Source organism: Shimia sp. R9_1 (assembly GCF_017743775.1).
GTDB lineage: Bacteria > Pseudomonadota > Alphaproteobacteria > Rhodobacterales > Rhodobacteraceae > Shimia.
On the sequence record NZ_JAGHRN010000001.1, the window covers coordinates 691,444 to 705,348 of the forward strand.

The 13,905-nt window shown below is 59.1% G+C and carries 13 protein-coding genes; 5 read left to right on the plus strand and 8 right to left on the minus strand.

Translation table 11 applies throughout. The annotated features are described in order from the left end of the window. The first annotated feature begins 161 nt into the window (after positions 1-161). The 3 genes from J7399_RS03300 to J7399_RS03310 all read left to right on the plus strand — a co-directional run bounded on the left by J7399_RS03300 (position 162) and on the right by J7399_RS03310 (position 2,837). Entirely contained in the window at positions 162-938 is a 777-nt protein-coding gene (locus J7399_RS03300) for a DUF1365 domain-containing protein (RefSeq protein ID WP_209084116.1), read from the plus strand. After that, positions 935-1,660, plus strand: a complete 726-nt coding sequence (locus tag J7399_RS03305; RefSeq protein ID WP_209084117.1) for an SDR family NAD(P)-dependent oxidoreductase — start codon at positions 935-937, stop codon at positions 1,658-1,660. Before J7399_RS03300 ends, J7399_RS03305 begins: the two co-directional genes overlap by 4 nt. A 64-nt stretch (positions 1,661-1,724) precedes the next feature. Next, positions 1,725-2,837 carry a GTP-binding protein gene (locus tag J7399_RS03310; protein WP_209084119.1) on the plus strand — a complete coding sequence of 371 codons (1,113 nt, stop codon included), beginning with the start codon at positions 1,725-1,727 and terminating at the stop codon, positions 2,835-2,837. 5 nt (positions 2,838-2,842) lie between these two features. Here the strand turns inward: J7399_RS03310 and J7399_RS03315 are convergent, their stop codons facing one another. The 3 genes from J7399_RS03315 to J7399_RS03325 form a co-directional block, all read right to left on the minus strand. After that, positions 2,843-3,478, minus strand: coding sequence for a ChrR family anti-sigma-E factor (locus tag J7399_RS03315; RefSeq protein WP_209084121.1), 636 nt, complete (start codon positions 3,476-3,478; stop codon positions 2,843-2,845). Continuing rightward, the gene (locus tag J7399_RS03320; protein ID WP_209062073.1) at positions 3,475-3,993 is read right to left on the minus strand and encodes a sigma-70 family RNA polymerase sigma factor; all 519 of its coding nucleotides are present in this window, start codon (positions 3,991-3,993) and stop codon (positions 3,475-3,477) included. Before J7399_RS03320 ends, J7399_RS03315 begins: the two co-directional genes overlap by 4 nt. 194 nt (positions 3,994-4,187) lie before the next feature. Next, complete coding sequence (locus J7399_RS03325; RefSeq protein ID WP_209061647.1) at positions 4,188-4,574, minus strand: carboxymuconolactone decarboxylase family protein; 387 nt, start codon at positions 4,572-4,574, stop codon at positions 4,188-4,190. Positions 4,575-4,753: 179 nt separating this feature from the next. Here J7399_RS03325 and J7399_RS03330 point away from each other — a divergent pair, with 179 nt between their 5' ends. Then, a complete protein-coding gene (locus tag J7399_RS03330; protein ID WP_209061649.1) occupies positions 4,754-5,260 on the plus strand; it encodes a winged helix DNA-binding protein in 507 nt (168 codons plus the stop codon). Between the two features lie 21 nt (positions 5,261-5,281). Here J7399_RS03330 and J7399_RS03335 read toward each other — a convergent pair whose 3' ends face one another. From J7399_RS03335 to J7399_RS03345, 3 genes are all read right to left on the minus strand, one after another. After that, complete coding sequence (locus tag J7399_RS03335; protein ID WP_209084123.1) at positions 5,282-6,583, minus strand: TRAP transporter large permease subunit; 1,302 nt, start codon at positions 6,581-6,583, stop codon at positions 5,282-5,284. A 1-nt stretch (position 6,584) separates the two neighbouring features. Further along, complete coding sequence (locus J7399_RS03340; protein WP_348539424.1) at positions 6,585-7,109, minus strand: TRAP transporter small permease subunit; 525 nt, start codon at positions 7,107-7,109, stop codon at positions 6,585-6,587. Positions 7,110-7,191: 82 nt separating this feature from the next. Then, positions 7,192-8,154: a TRAP transporter substrate-binding protein gene (locus J7399_RS03345; RefSeq protein WP_209084126.1), complete on the minus strand. Its 963-nt coding sequence runs from the start codon at positions 8,152-8,154 to the stop codon at positions 7,192-7,194. Positions 8,155-8,267: 113 nt separating this feature from the next. On the opposite strand from J7399_RS03345, the gene J7399_RS03350 reads away from it, so the two are divergent. Continuing rightward, a complete protein-coding gene (locus J7399_RS03350) occupies positions 8,268-11,861 on the plus strand; it encodes a hydantoinase B/oxoprolinase family protein (RefSeq protein ID WP_209084127.1) in 3,594 nt (1,197 codons plus the stop codon). Between the two features lie 67 nt (positions 11,862-11,928). On the opposite strand, the gene J7399_RS03355 is transcribed toward J7399_RS03350, so the two are convergent. Further along, complete coding sequence (locus J7399_RS03355) at positions 11,929-12,855, minus strand: glycerophosphodiester phosphodiesterase family protein (protein WP_209084128.1); 927 nt, start codon at positions 12,853-12,855, stop codon at positions 11,929-11,931. Beyond that, the gene (locus J7399_RS03360; protein WP_209084130.1) at positions 12,855-13,904 is read right to left on the minus strand and encodes a sn-glycerol-3-phosphate import ATP-binding protein UgpC; all 1,050 of its coding nucleotides are present in this window, start codon (positions 13,902-13,904) and stop codon (positions 12,855-12,857) included. Before J7399_RS03360 ends, J7399_RS03355 begins: the two co-directional genes overlap by 1 nt. Between the last annotated feature and the right edge of the window lies 1 nt (position 13,905).

A 13,905-nucleotide genomic window follows, 5' to 3' on the forward strand; every position in this document is an offset into this window, starting at 1 on the left:
AAACCCTCATTTATTGATCGTTTGAAAGCAGATACGCGGCGAACTAAACCTTGGTTCACTCTCAATGACATGCAAAACTCGCTCAACAGCGCGGGCGCTTTAAAAGGTCAGAAAACCCTGACCTGTGTGATCTGTGACGCAGACAAAAGCGTAAAGGGACCATGACGATAGAGCACATACAGGGCCACACCACACACGCCCGCAGAGGACAGCTGAAAAACGCCTTTCGCTATGGCGTGGATTTTGTCCTGACTGACCTTTCCGAGAGCCGCAGGCCCGCCCTCCTGTCGCGCAACCGCTTTAACCTCTGGTCGATCTGGGATCGCCACCACGGGGGCACACGCGGCGCGGGTGATGGGGTCGAGTGGTTCAAACATGTGCTACGCGACCGTGGCTTTCCGGTGGAGAACGCGCGGCTGGTGCTGCTCACGCAGCCAAGCTTTCTGTGGTTTCACTTCAATCCGGTCAGCTTCTGGATTGCGTTGATCGACGATCAGCCCTGCGCCTTCGTGGCAGAGGTGAACAACACCTTTGGTGACCGGCACTGCTATTTCTGTGCCCATGAGGATTTTCGACCGATAGCGGCCTCAGACCAGATGCATGCCCAGAAACTCATGCATGTGTCCCCGTTTCAGAAAGTCGAAGGCGGGTATCGCTTCAATTTCGGGTTCAGTGCGGACGCGCTGAACATCCGCATTGCCTATGAAAACGGGGATCAGGGTGTGATTGCCACGCTCTTTGGTCCGCGCAAACCCGCAAGCAACGCAAGCCTGCTTTGGGCGGCTGTGCGTCGACCCCTTGGTGCGGCGCGGGTGGTGGCTCTGATCCATTGGCAGGCGGCGATTTTGTGGGCAAAACGCGCACCGTTCCTGAGGAAACAGCCTGCGCCCGAAGCCCTCTTGTCTGACAATATACCCGCCCCGGCGCAGAACCAATGAGCGTGTTTTCCGGCAAAACTTTCTGGCTCATCGGGGCCAGTGAAGGCTTGGGCCGCGCATTGGCTGAGAAGCTGAGCGGCGAAGGCGCGCATTTGATTGTGTCGGCGCGCAATGGCGAACGGCTTGCCTCGCTGGCGGCAAAGCTGCCCAATACGCGGGTGCTGATGCTTGATGTGACGGATGGCAAGGCGGTGAAGGCGGCCGCCAAATCCGTGGGTGAGATTCACGGGGTGATCTATAACGCAGGTGCCTATGAGCCGATGGCGGCCACCCAATGGGAGGCTGACAGCGCGCTGACCGTGGCCGATGTCAACTTCATGGGCGCGATGCGCGTCTTGGGCGCGCTTATGCCCGGTTTCACCGCGCGGGGCGCGGGCGACATCACGCTTGTCGGCTCTCTTGCGGGCTATCGCGGCCTGCCCAATGCCATCGGCTACGGGGCCAGTAAAGCCGCGCTGGTGAGCCTTGCGGAAACCATGCGCCACGATCTCAAAGGCACTGGTATCACGGTGCGATTGGTCAATCCGGGCTTCATCAAGACACGTCTGACCGACAAAAACGCCTTCAAGATGCCCATGCTCATGACGCCGGATGTGGCTGCAGATCATATCTTGCGGGCGATGACATCGCGCCGCTTCCGCACCGATTTTCCAAGGCCTTTTTCCTGGGTGATCCGCTTGCTGCAATATCTGCCGGATTGGCTGATTTATCGCGGAAAGTGAAGTGCATTGTAAATGTTATAACATACCATTAGATGTGCAGCCGTCAGCTATCTGAAGGCCCGTCATGACCGATTCACGCCTACCTGTTACCCTGCTCACCGGATTTTTAGGCGCAGGGAAATCCACCCTACTCAATAAAATTCTATCTCAGACTGGCAAAGAGAAAATTGCCGTGATTGTGAACGAGTTCGGGGAAGTTGGGTTGGATCACGATCTGATCGAAGCCACCGACGAAGAGGTGGTGCTTCTATCGTCTGGTTGTCTGTGCTGCTCCATGCGCGATGATCTTTCCAAAACCCTTGCAGATCTGATAGAGCGCCGCACGCGTGGGACTTTGGAATTTGACCGTGTGGTGATTGAAACCACCGGGCTGGCGGACCCTGCACCGATACGACAAACCTTGTTGCGGGATTACTACCTTGCCCGGGCGACGCGAATGGACGGCGTTGTCACGATGGTGGATGCAAGCAATGGGAAGGCGACACTGGACGCCCAATTTGAAGCGGTATCACAGGCCGCAACCGCCGACCTTCTCCTGATATCCAAGACAGATATTGCCACCCCCAAGGCAACCTCGGCTTTGCGCCGTCGTTTGGAAAAGCTCAATCCCACAGCGGAGATCCTGAATGTCGCTGAGGCGGTGGAAGATCCGAAGCGGCTTTGGGGCCTGTCTGCGCTGCGCCGGAATGCTGATGCCACTCAAGCGCTCAATTGGCTGACACGTGCGCCATCTGCGGCCGCGCCATCTGATCCGCTCGTCAATCTTTCAGGCTTTGCGCCAACCAAGCTGGTGCGCAAGTTCTCTCCGCATGATGCGCGCATTGAGTCGGCTTCTATTACGCTGGAGACTCCACTGGAAGACACGATTTTTGATCACTGGCTGGACACACTGGTGGCGCTGAAGGGACCAGACCTTTTACGAGTAAAAGGCATCGTCTTTCTCAAAGGGCTCAAAACACCTTTTGTCTTTCATGGTGTGCAGCACATCTTTGATCGTCCGGAGTCACTCAACAACTGGCCAGACGGCGACACCACCTCGCGCATCGTTGTGATTGCACGGGACATGACCAATCCCGAATTGCAGCGCAGTCTCGATATGCTGCGCGCAACGGCAGCGCCGAAACAAAAGGAGGTCTTTCCGGGTTGGAAAGACCTAGAGGTGCGAAGTCAAAACTAGATTGCTCAAATCCGGAAAATCGGCTGCAACATGCGCGGTACGAAGGCGTTGAATTTCAGCCTGGCATCCGTCGCGGCAAGGCAGATGCAGGCATCCCCTGCTCCGGCGATCGGCGTATGCTCCAGCGTTTCATCAGCAACTTCCACATCGCCAACCCCGAAGAAGCCGGTCTCATCAGTGAAGCTGCCTTGCAGCACCAGTGTCAGCTCCAACCCGTTGTGGCCGTGATCGGGTACCGCCTGTCCCGGCGGAATATAGAGCAGACGCACGCTGCCGTGCTTGTCTTCGGCGAGAATATCCTGGCGCACACCCATGCCAAGTTTCTTCCACCGAGGTTCACGCCCATTGAGCGCCTCAACAACAGGGCCCGGATAGGGGCCGCTGCGCGCATAGACCGGGGCCTCTGGAATAGGATCATCCAGAAGGCTCAGAAGGTCGGCTTTCATGGAGGCTGACACGGCGACCGCGCCGCTGTCTTCGACCACAACACCGCCCACAGCTTCATGGGCCTCGACCACAGCACGGCATTCCGCGCAGATCGAAATATGGGTGGCCACAACAAGGGAGAAGGCGTGCGGCAGGTTGCCCGCCGCGTAAGCCGCCAACATGGGCTCTGGGATATGATGGCTGATGGCTGTCATTCACTCAGGTCTTTCAATTCGTGTCTCAGACGCTGCAATCCGAGGCGGATGCGCGATTTGATAGTACCAAGCGGCAAGCCCGTTTTTGTGCTGATCTCCTGATGGGTCAGCTCCCCAAGATAGGCCTGCTCAATCACCTCCCGCTGTTCAGGCCGCAGCTTTTGCAAAGCGGCCCGCAGCTGTCCCGTTTCTTGCTCGATGGCCAGGATCTGACTGGCATCCGGCTCCGCATCAGGTTCTTCCTTCAGCGCCTCCGGCATCGGGCGGTTTTCTTTGCGCGCCACGTCGATCTGACGGTTGCGCACGATCTGATAGACCCAAGCGGACACCTGAGCACGATGCGGATCAAACATATGGGCCTTGCGCCACAACGTCAGCATCACATCCTGCACAATCTCTTCGGCCTGCGCCGCAGAGGTGCCATTGCGCATCACAAAGCCCTTCAAACGTGGGGCAAAGTGATCAAACAGCCGCGAGAATGCGGCTTTGTCGCGGTGATCGCGCACGGCGATCATCCACTGAGTCTCTTGTGAGGGCTCCGCTCTGGCTTGCGTCACGCGCTGCCTTTCCTTTGGTCGCGTTATCGGGGCTTTCGCCCGATCGCGGGAAATATCAAGTGTTGCACTCACCATATCCCCAATACGCGGGGGCTTAAAAGACGGATCACCCCCGTGGTGGATTTTTTCTGGCGTCTTTTCAGCGCGATGCTTCAGATATGGCCGGTTTCTTCCAGAACGCGGCGCGCCACGCGGAAACACTCCAGCGATTGCGGCACACCGCAATAGATCCCGATCACATGGATTATGGAGCGCACCTCCTCTGCCGTCACGCCATTGGTAAGCGCGCCGCGCAGATGAATTTCCCATTCGGTCATTTTGCCAAGGGCCGCGATCATCGACAGGTTCATCATCGAGCGGGTCTTGGCGTCAATGGTGTCATCGCCCCAGCCAAAGCCCCAGCACCACGCGGTCATGGCCTCCTGAAACGGGCGGTTGAAATCATCTGCTCCGTCCAGCGTCTTTTCCACATACTCGGCCCCCAGCGTCGCCTTGCGCGCGGCCAGACCTTTTTCAAACATCTCTTTGTCCAAACTCATCCTCTGCCCTTTCCTCCAAATTTCCCGCGAAAATGCGCGGCACCTCTTGAATAGCGAGCGACAGGCGAATTTCCCAAACGCTTTGTGGCGTTGAGGGGGAACCACGGGGTTTCCCTCGTAAATCCGAGAGATTATGCTACTAATTTACTGACGTAACGCCGATATGATTGGTCAAACCCATGGAAAAACGCCCTATCGTCTCCTCCCGTCACCTCGCTGAGGGGGATGGCTGGGAAGCCTCAGAGGTCGAGTACGGGATGATCATCGCCTACAACGCGTTTTCGCGCTGGATGACCAGGTGCATGGCGGCGGCGGGACATCCTGAGATGACGCCGCTGGAGATCCTGGCGCTGCATAATGTCAATCACCGCGACAAGGACAAGCGGCTCACAGACATCTGTTTTCTGCTCAATATCGAGGACAGCCATACGGTCAATTATGCGCTGAAGAAGCTGCTGAAGCTTGGGCTGATCCAATCGGAGAAACGCGGCAAAGAGGTGTTTTATAGCACATCGGCGGAAGGCAAGGACGTCTGTGAAGCTTACCGTGTGGTGCGCAATCGGTGCTTTATCGATGGGCTGCCACGATTGGATATCTCCGGCGAGGAGATGCGCGAGATTGCGGCCTCTCTGCGGTCGCTGTCTGGGCAGTATGATCAGGCCAGCCGGGCGGCTGCCTCGCTTTGATTGAGCGAAGCGGCCGAAGGTTTAGCGGCTCATCAGCTCAGGCAGGTAGGTCACGATTTGTGGGAAGACACAGATCAGCAGGACGCCCAGCAGCAAAAGCAGGAAGAACGGGAAGGCCGCTTTGGCGATGCGCAGGATGTCGAGCCGGGTCATGCCTTGGATAACAAAGAGATTGAAGCCCACTGGCGGGGTGATCTGGCTCATCTCCACCACGATCACCAGATAGATGCCAAACCACAGCGGGTCGATGCCGACAGCGGAGATCATCGGCATGATGATCGAGGTGGTGAGCACCACCACGCTGATTCCATCCAGAAAACAGCCCAGAACAATGAAGAACAGTGTCAGCGCCACCAAAAGAGCGGGCACGGAGAGCTCCATCGCGCCAATCCAAGCCGCCAGATTGCGCGGCAGGCCGGTGAAGCCCATCGCCACGGAAAGATAGGCAGCGCCCAAAAGGATAAAGGCGATCATACAGCTGGTGCGGGTGGCAGACAGCAGCGCGTCCTTGAAGAGTTTCACGCTGAAGCTGCCGGAGGCCCAGGCAAGCACGGTGGCCAGCACCACGCCCAGCGCGGCCGCGTCTGTTGGCGAGGCAAGCCCCGTGTAGATCGAGCCGATCACGCCGATGATCAACAGGGCCACGGGGATGAGATTGCGCGAGGCGGCAAGCTTTTCACGCAGCGGGAAATCCCGCACTTCCTGGGGGATCAGCGCGGGGTTCATCCATGCGCGCACGGCAACATAGCCGGCAAAAAGCGCAATCAACATAAAGCCCGGCAGGATACCCGCCACGAACAGGCGTGCGATGGATTGCTCTGTCGCCACGCCGTAGACGATCAGGATGATGGAGGGCGGGATCAACAGGCCCAAGGTGGCGGAGCCTGCCAGCGTGCCGATGATCAGGCTTTCTGGATAGCCGCGTTTGGTGAGTTCGGGCACCGACATGCGGCCGATGGTGGCGGCAGTGGCGGCGCTTGAGCCCGAGACGGCGGCAAAGATCGCGCAGCCAAAGACGTTCACATGCAAAAGCCGCCCCGGCGCGCGGGTGAGCCACGGTGCGAGGCCGGAGAACATATCTTGACTCAACCTACTGCGCAGCAGGATCTCCCCCATCAGGATAAAGAGCGGCAAGGCGGTGAGCGCCCAGCTGTGGGAGTGCCCCCAAAGCGTGGTGGCAAGCACCAGCCCGGCGGGGGCGTTGGAAAAGGCGGTCATCGCCACCAGCGCGACCACGCCCAGCGCCATGGCCACCCAAAGCCCAGCAGCGAGGCACACCAGCATCAGCCCCAGAAGGACAGCGGCAATCATTGGATCGGCCATATTACATCTCCTCCGCGGCGTGCAGCACCGGCTTGCGGGTTGCCATGAGTTCCACCAAGGACTGCACCAGCGCAAGGAACAGCAGACCGATGCCAAAGGTCATCACGCCTTGAGGCAGATAGACCGGCACAGGAATGATACCGTTGGAGACATCCCCGTAGTGCAGGCTCTCCATCACCAGCGCGCCGCTGAAGTAGAGCGCATAGCCGACAAAACCGATGGCCACCAAAAGCGTGATCGCTTCGAGCGCGACAAGCGCGCGGCGGCCCATGCGCTGCACAAACAGCGTCACCCGGATGTGGCCGCCTGAGCGCAGGGTGTAGGCCATGGCCAGAAAGGTGGCGCCGGCCAGCATGAAACCCGCGAAATCCGCATAAGAGGGAATGGTGGAAGGCAAGACGCCGGGCATCACGCGGCCCATGCCGTTGAGTACAATCTGCGCGCTGACCAGAAGGCAGATCGCCAGTATCAGCATGGCGCTGAGATATCCGGCGGCCCGGTAAATTCCGTCCAAAGCTCTGCTCACGCCCTGCCCTCCTGTTTGGTCTGGTCTTGTTCGCCACATATGAAAACCGGCGATGACAGGCACCGCCGGTTCGCGATGGGGCTTACTTGCTGGAATAATCCGCCAGCGCTGCTTTGGCGGCGTCAGAGGCGTTTGCGTTCCAGTTTTCCAGCATCTTGGCACCAATACCCTGCAAGCCTTCGACCAGAGCCGGGCTTGGCTCATAGACGGTGATGCCATTGGCGGCGAGTTCGGCGGTTTTGGCGTCGGCCTCAGCGGCGGACATGTCCCAGCCGCGGGTTTCGGCGGTGTCTGCTGCGGCCAGAACAGCGGCCTGCACATCTGCATCCAGACGGTCAAACACGCGCTTGTTCACCACAACGATGTTTTTGGGCACCCAAGCGTTGATCGGGCTGTAGTGGCTGACAAAATCCCAGGCGGTGGAGTTCACCCCGGTGGAGGGCGAGGTGATCATCGCGGCTACCTGACCTGTGGTGAAGGCTTGCGGAATGTCGGACGCTTCAACCTGTACCGGCGCGGCACCGGCGAGGGTGGCAAACTCTTCCAGCGCGGCGTTGTAGGCTCGGAAGCGCAGACCGTTCAGATCCTCAACGGTGGCGATTTCGCCATTGGTATAGAGACCTTGCGCTGGCCATGGCACGGAAAAGAGCGGCATCAGCCCCTGCTCTGCCAGAAGCTCGGTTACAACCGGCTCTTGCGCTTCCCAAAGGGCGCGCGCGTCATCATAGCTGGTGGCGACAAATGGCTGGCTGTCCAGACCATAGGCCAGATCCTCATTGGACAGACGCGATAGGAAAAATTCCCCCAGCGGAACCTGACGCGAACGCACGGCGTTTTTGATTTCCGCGTGCGGGATCAGCGAGCCAGCAGAATGGATGGTGATGTCCAGCCCGCCATCAGTGGCGGCGCGCACATCATCGGCAAACTGCATGATGTTCTGTGTGTGGAATGTGCTGTCACCATATGGTGTTGGCATATCCCAGCCTTCGGCGTGGACCATTGTGGCACAGGCCATGGCGGCGGCGGCAAATGTGATATTGCGCATTGTTTTGGTGCTCCCTGTTTTTGCAGAACGTCGAATCTGACGCTCACATAACGTTGACAAATTGTCAGCGTTCTCATCATAAAGCAACAATAATTCGATTCTAGGAGAGACCGATGACCACAGAGCACGACAGCGCATGGCAATTCTGGGTCGACCGTGGCGGCACGTTTACCGACATCGTGGCGAAGGCGCCGGATGGCGGGCTAAAAACCCATAAGCTCTTGTCAGAAAACCCAGAAATCTACAAAGACGCGGCGGTGCATGGCATCCGCCAGCTGCTTGATCTGGCTGAAGGCGACGCGATTCCTAGAGGCGCGATCGATGCCGTAAAAATGGGCACAACGGTTGCAACCAACGCACTTTTGGAACGCAAGGGCGAGCGCACGGCACTCCTGATCACCAAGGGGCTGCACGATTTATTGCGGATTGGCTACCAGAACCGTCCGACTCTTTTTGATCTCAACATTGTGTTGCCTGAGCTGCTCTATGATGAGGTGATCGAGGTTGAAGAGCGGCTGGATGCGGATGGCAATGTGATCACCGCGCTAGATGCTGAAGCGGCGCGAAGTGCGCTGGAAGCGGCCCATGCGGCGGGGTTCCGGTCTGTGGCCATTGCGCTGATGCACAGCTATCGCTTCCCCGCACATGAAAAGACGCTGGGGGAGATTGCTGAGGAGATTGGCTTCTCGCAGATTTCGCTGAGCTATGAGACCAGCCCGCTGATCAAGCTGGTGGGACGTGGCGACACCGCTGTTGTAGATGCCTACCTCTCCCCCATCCTGCGCCGCTATGTGGATCAGGTGGCCACTGCGCTGGACACGGCCAAAGGCGGCTGTGAGCGGCTTTTGTTCATGCAATCCAATGGCGGATTGACCGATGCGCGGCTGTTTCAGGGGCGTGACGCAATCCTGTCTGGCCCGGCGGGCGGTGTTGTCGGCATGGTGCGCTCTGCGGCGGAGCTTGGATTTGACAAGCTGATCGGCTTTGACATGGGCGGCACGTCCACAGATGTCTGCCACTATGCCGGTGAATATGAGCGCTCCTTTGAGACCGAAGTGGCCGGGGTGCGGTTGCGCGCACCGATGATGTCGATCCACACGGTTGCGGCGGGCGGCGGCTCGATCCTGAGCTACCGTGATGGCCGTATGCAGGTGGGTCCGGAAAGCGCGGGCGCCAATCCGGGGCCTTGCGCCTATCGACGTGGCGGGCCGCTGACGGTGACAGACTGCAACGTGCTTTTGGGCAAGCTGCAGCCCGACCATTTCCCGCATGTCTTTGGTCCAAACGGCGATCAGCCGCTGGATGTGGACGCGGTGCGCGTGAAATTTGAAGCGCTGAAGGTGGAGATTGGCAGCGAGAAATCCGTGGAAGATCTTGCAGAGGGCTTCCTGCGGATTGCCGTGGAAAACATGGCCAATGCGATCAAGAAGATCTCGGTGCAGCGCGGCTATGACGTGACCAAATACACGATGAACTGCTTTGGCGGCGCAGGCGGGCAGCATGCCTGTCTGGTGGCGGATGCGCTTGGCATGGAAAGCATCTTCATCCACCCGTTTGCGGGCGTTCTCTCTGCCTTTGGCATGGGGCTTGCGGACATCCGCGCCATGCGGGAGAGCCAAGTGGCCTGTGCGCTTAACGCGGCGGAGGCCGCCGACGCCTTGCAAGATCTCACCGTTGCAGCGCATGCCGAAGTGGCCGAGCAAGGGGTTGCGGATCAGGATATCACCGTCTCACAAACCGCGCACATCCGCCCCAAGGGGGCACAACAGAGCCTTACCGTGGCGTTCGGCGCTCCTGAGACCATGCGGGACGACTTTATCACCGCACACAAGCAGCGCTTTGGCTTTGCGCCGGATACCGATGATCTGATCATTGATGTGGTGGTGGCCGAAGCGATCGGGCAAACCGGCGAAGCCGTGACCATGCCAGATCCCGAGGGCACCGACAGCGCGCCCCCCAATGTGACGCTTTACACGGGCGGGCGCTGGCAAGAGGTGCCGCTGGTGGACCGCGCCACTTTGGCGCTTGGGCAATCGGTGACCGGCCCGGCCATTCTGACAGAACCAACCGGCACCAATATGATTGAAGACGGCTGGCAGGCGACATGCGCGACCGGCGGCAATCTGGTGCTGAAGCGCATCGTGCCGCTCAAACGCTCGGAGGCGATTGGCACCTCGGTGGATCCCGTGATGCTAGAGGTGTTCAACAACCTCTTTATGTCGATTGCCGAGCAGATGGGCGCGACGCTTGCGAACACGGCCTATTCGGTCAACATCAAGGAGCGCTATGATTTCTCCTGTGCGATCTTTGATCAGAATGGTGATCTGGTGGCCAACGCACCGCATGTGCCTGTGCATCTGGGCTCTATGTCGGAAAGTGTGCGCACGGTGCTGCGTGAAAACGCGGGCAAGATCCGCCCCGGCGATGTGTTCATGATGAACAACCCCTACAACGGCGGCACCCACCTGCCGGATGTGACGGTGATCACCCCGGTGTTTGATGCGGCGGGCGAAACCATCATCTACACCGTCGCTTCGCGCGGGCACCACGCGGATATTGGCGGCAAGACGCCGGGCTCCGCCCCGCCTGACAGCCGCCATATCGAAGAAGAAGGCATCGTGATCGACAACTTCCTTCTGGTGGATCAAGGCAGCCTGCAGGAGGCGGCCGCACGCGAGCTGCTCACTTCCGGGCGCTACCCCTGCCGGAACGTGAATGAAAACATGGCCGATCTGGCCGCGCAGATTGCGGCCAATGCCACTGGGGCCTCCGAGCTCACGAAGATCACCGAACAGTTCGGCCACTCCACCGTTCAAGCCTATATGGGCCACGTACAGGATAACGCCGAAGAAAGCGTGCGGCAGGTGCTGGACGTGTTGAAAGACAGCGCGTTCTCCTACCCGCTGGACGGCGGCGCAAAGATCGAAGTCGCGATCAAAGTGGATAAGGAAAACCGCACCGCGACCATCGACTTCACCGGCACCTCAGAGCAAAGCGCGACGAACTACAACGCCCCGATGGCAATCTGCCGCGCGGTGGTGCTTTATGTCTTCCGCACGTTGGTGGGCAGTGACATCCCCATGAACGAAGGCTGCCTGAAACCGCTGTCTCTCATTGTGCCTGAAGGCTCGATGATCAACCCGAAATTCCCTGCGGCGGTGATCTCTGGCAACACGGAAGTCAGTCAGGCGATTGCCGACACGCTATATGGCGCGCTCGGGGTGATCGCGGGCAGTCAGGGCACCATGAACAACTTTGTCTATGGCAACGACACCTATCAGAACTACGAAACCATCTGCGGTGGCACAGGCGCGGGCGACGGGTTTGATGGCACAAGCGCGGTGCACAGCCATATGACCAACACCCGTATGACTGACCCGGAAGTGCTGGAAACCCGCTTCCCGGTGCGGGTGGAGGAATTCTCCATCCGGCATGGCTCTGGCGGTGAAGGCAAGTGGCAAGGCGGCGATGGCATCATCCGGCGGCTGCGGTTTAATGAGCCGATGACCGTGACGGTGCTATCTTCGCACCGCGTGATCCCGCCCCATGGGACAGCAGGAGGTGGCACAGGGAAAGTGGGCCTCAACAGCGTGGTCCGCACCGATGGCACCGAAGAAAAGCTCACCGGGAACGATCAGGCTGAACTGACTGCTGGCGATATCTTTGTGATGGAAACTCCGGGAGGCGGCGGCTTCGGCGCTGCTTAAAGCAACAAAGAAGGGCCGCTTGGAGAGATCCCCAAGCGGCCCTTGTTCTTTGCAGCAGGAAGCCTTGTTAAGCGGCGGCGCGGCGGAGCAGGCAATCCTGCACGCGACCGGGATAATCGCTCACGATGCTGTCCACGCCGCATTCAATCATGCGGTTGATGTCTGCGACCTCATTGACAGTCCATGTGCCGACAACCAAGCCAAGGCCGTGGGCCTCCTCCACCAACTCGGCGGTCACATCCAGAAAATGCGGGCACCACATCTGGCCGCCGGCCGCCACGACCGCTTTGGGCAGGGACGGAGGAATTTCTTTCCAGCGTGGCATCACTGTGCGGTCCACGTTTTCACCCGGAAAGCCCTTGGGCAGATAGGACAGATAGGAGGTCGGCATCTCCGGCGCTTGCGCGCGGGCCACATCGAGAATGCCCCAATCAAAGCTGTGCATCACCGTGCGCTCGACCACACCGGCTCGGCGCACCTCGGCAGCAACGGCGGCGACCATCTCTTCGCGTTCCTGCGCCATATCAAGCGCATCAGGATCTGTCTTCATCTCCAGCAACAGCGAGAGCGATGCGTTCTCAGGCTTGGCGGCAAAGGCCAGCACATCGGCCAGAGTGGGCGCTTTGGCTGACGGCAGTGTCGCCTGATCAGAAAAACGGCGGCCGTATTCAGTGTCTCGATTGGCGGCACCCACATTGCAGCCCTGCACTTCGGCCAGGGTCATCTCGGCCACGCGCGGCCCGGGATCGGGCAGCCAGAGGCCATCTGCGCCACGGGCCAAGGCGCCGTCCAGCGTGTGATTGTGTACCACAACCGGCACCCGGTCTTTGGTCATCACCACATCAAATTCAATCGACGCCACGCCGATCTGCTGGCAGAAGGCAAAGCCTTCCATGGTATTTTCCGGCAAAACCCCGCGCGCACCGCGGTGCCCGGAAATCCGGGGCCCCGCCGCATCTGCGCGAAATCCATCTAGCTGCCCATATTGACGCATCACTCGATCCGTTTTTGCGTGTCCGGCGCAAAGAAGTGCAAATTCTCAGGCGCCGCACCAAATTTCATTTCGGTGCCGGGTGCTGCCGTCACATGTCCGGGCAGACTCACCACCATTTCAGTGTCGGTACCTTTAAGTGCGCCATGTAACAATGTGTTGGCACCTAACTGTTCCATCAGTTGCACCTGTACCTCAATTGCACCGTCCTCTTGGGGCTCCAGATGCTCCGGTCGCACGCCCAGAACCACATGGCCCTGCCCCTGAGCAACGCCAAGCTGTGCTCCATTGGACAAGGTCGTCACCCCCTTCGCCACTTCGGCAGGTAGAAAGTTCATGGCCGGGCTGCCGATAAAGCCAGCCACAAACATGGTTTCCGGGCGGTCATAGAGCTCAATGGGGGTGCCGAACTGTTCCACATAGCCGCCATTGAGCACCATCAGCCGATCCCCCAGCGTCATGGCTTCGACCTGATCGTGGGTCACATAGATCGAGGTCACGCCCAGCTTTTGCTGCAGCTTGCGGATCTCAAGGCGCATTTGCACGCGCAACTTGGCATCGAGGTTTGAAAGCGGCTCATCAAACAGAAAGACCTGCGGATCGCGCACAATCGCACGCCCCATGGCCACGCGCTGGCGCTGACCGCCGGACAGTTGGCGCGGTTTGCGCTCAAGATACGGACGGATTTCAAGAATATCCGCGGCTTCCTCAACGCGGCGGTTGATTTCATCCTTGCTGATTTTGCGGATTTTCAGGCCATAAGCCATGTTCTCGCGCACCGACATATGCGGGTAAAGCGCGTAGTTCTGAAACACCATTGCGATGTCGCGGTCTGCGGGTTCCAGCTCGTTGACCACACGGTCGCCAATGTGAATTTCCCCGCCGGTCACGGTTTCCAGCCCTGCCACCATCCGCAGCAAAGTGGATTTCCCGCAGCCGGACGGGCCGACAATCACAACAAATTCGCCGTCCTCAATCTTTCCGTCGATGTGATGCAGAACCTCGGTGTCGCCATAGGCTTTCACAAGGTCTTTCAATGTAATGGATGCCATG